Here is a 2,131-nt window from a genome sequence, read left to right on the forward strand (position 1 = left end):
GCAACGACGGGTCGCTCGTGTCGAAGGCGGGCTACGACGCCATGCTGCGCCCGCTCACCGCCGGCCTGCCGAAGCTCGAGCCGTACCCCGAGTCGCGCGGCCAGGACTGGGGCTTCACCTGGAACCTACGCGCACGCTCGGGGCTGGCCGATCCCCGTCGGCGGCAGCCAGGCCATCGTCGACGCCCTCGCCGAGGACCTGCTGGCGCACGGCGGGCGGATCACCACGGACGCCGACGTGACGGCGCTCAGCGAACTGCCATCCGCCCGCGCCATCCTCATGGACGTGACCCCGCGAGCACTCCTCCGACTCGCCGGGCGCAGCGTGCCCGACGCCTACGCGCGGTCGCTGAGCCGCTTCCGCTACGGCAACGGCGTCGCGAAGGTCGACTTCGCCCTCTCGGGGCCCGTCCCGTGGTCGAATCCCGGACTCGCGGGAGCGGGCACCGTGCACGTGGGCGGCACTCGGGCGCAGATCGCGAGTGCCGAGCACGACGTCGCGCTCGGCCGGCACAGCGCCTCGCAATACGTCCTGGTCTCGCAGCCCTCCATCGTCGACGGCTCCCGCGCGCCGGCCGGGCGGCACGTGCTGTGGACCTACACCCACGTGCCGCGCGGCTCCACGGTCGATCAACAGGAGGCGATCACCCGGCAGATCGAGCGGTTCGCACCCGGCTTCCGCGACGTGGTGCTCGCGGCATCCAGCCGCACCGCGGAGGACGTGGAGCGGTACGACCCGAACTACGTCCTCGGCGACATCGCCTCCGGCACGCCGTCGATCGGCCAGTTGCTGCGCCGACCGGTGTTCTCGCCCGACCCCTGGCGCACGGCCATCCCCGGCGTGTACCTGGCGTCGGCCTCGACGCCGCCGGGGCCGGGGGTGACCGGCCTCAACGGGTGGTACGCCGCGCTGAGTGCGCTGCGGCACGAGTTCGGCGTGCGCGCGCTGCCGAATCTCTCGATCGGATGACGCGTGGTGAGGAGCACCTGATGCACACGAGGAAGCTGGGCCAGGGGTTGGAGGTGTCGGCCGTCGGGCTGGGCGCCATGGGCATGTCGATGAGCTACGGACCCAACCCCGGCGACCGCGACGACATGATCGGCGTGCTGCGCTACGCGGTCGAGCACGGCGTCACGTTCATCGACACGGCCGAGGTGTACGGACCGTACGACAATGAGGCGCTCGTCGGCGACGCGATCGCCCCGATCCGCGACCAGGTGGTCGTCGCGACGAAGTTCGGCTGGAACATCGTCGACGGCCGGATGCAGGGCGTCGACTCGCGGCCCGAGCAGATCCGCCGCGTCGCCGACGGGTCGCTGCAGCGCCTGAAGGTCGACACGATCGACCTCTTCTACCAGCACCGAGTGGATCCCGACGTTCCCATCGAGGACGTCGCCGGCACCGTCGGCGAGCTCGTCGCCGAGGGCAAGGTGCGTCACTTCGGGCTGTCCGAAGCGGGCGCCGGCACGATCCGACGTGCGCACGCCGTCTTCCCGGTGACCGCCGTCCAGAGCGAGTACTCGCTCTGGACGCGCGACCCCGAGGCGGAGGTGCTGCCCACGTGCGCCGAACTCGGCGTCGGATTCGTGCCGTTCAGCCCGCTCGGCAAGGGGTTCCTCACGGGCACGGTCGGACCCGACGCGACCTTCGCGCCTGACGAGATCCGGGCGCGGGTGCCCCGCTTCGCGCCCGAGAACCTCGCGGCGAACCAGGCGATCGTCGACCACGTGCGCGGCCTCGCCGAGCGGCGTGACGCGACGCCGGGCCAGGTCGCACTCGCCTGGCTGCTCGCGCGGCACCCGTTCATCGTGCCGATCCCCGGAACCCGTCGCCGGGAGCGGGTCGATGAGAACGCCGGGTCGACCTCTACGAGCTCGCCCGAAGGGGACAGATGAAGCCCCACATGAGCACGGGCGCGTACAGTCGCTTCTTGCGAAGTACAATCAGCTCCTTGCTGCGCGGCCCCACGCGTGCGCTCATCGAGCTCGAGCGATCGCTCCGGATGCCCCTTGTGCCTCGAGAAGTCCATCCCGGATACGGCCGAGGCGATCCGCGCACGTGCCAACGCGCGATCCCAAAGACGGCGCCCTGTGTACGTGGTACCGGCCGAGCACCGCGCGCTGCATCTTGA

2 protein-coding genes are annotated in these 2,131 nt (G+C 71.4%); both read left to right on the top strand.

Annotation, left to right across the window (positions count from 1 at the left end):
- Nucleotides 1-237: 237 nt before the first annotated feature.
- Complete coding sequence (locus GH736_RS21660; protein WP_159606984.1) at nucleotides 238-969, top strand: phytoene desaturase family protein; 732 nt, start codon at nucleotides 238-240, stop codon at nucleotides 967-969.
- A gap of 20 nt (nucleotides 970-989) precedes the next feature.
- Complete coding sequence (locus tag GH736_RS21665) at nucleotides 990-1,895, top strand: aldo/keto reductase (RefSeq protein WP_159606986.1); 906 nt, start codon at nucleotides 990-992, stop codon at nucleotides 1,893-1,895.
- Nucleotides 1,896-2,131 lie beyond the last annotated feature (236 nt).

Origin of the sequence: Agromyces humi, from assembly GCF_009720255.1 — a bacterium.
Lineage (GTDB): Bacteria > Actinomycetota > Actinomycetes > Actinomycetales > Microbacteriaceae > Agromyces > Agromyces humi.

Bases quoted from the DNA above. Each gene is read 5' to 3' on its own strand.
- GH736_RS21665 (WP_159606986.1), top strand. From the start codon at position 990: ATGCACACGAGGAAGCTGGGCCAGGGGTTGGAGGTGTCGGCCGTCGGG.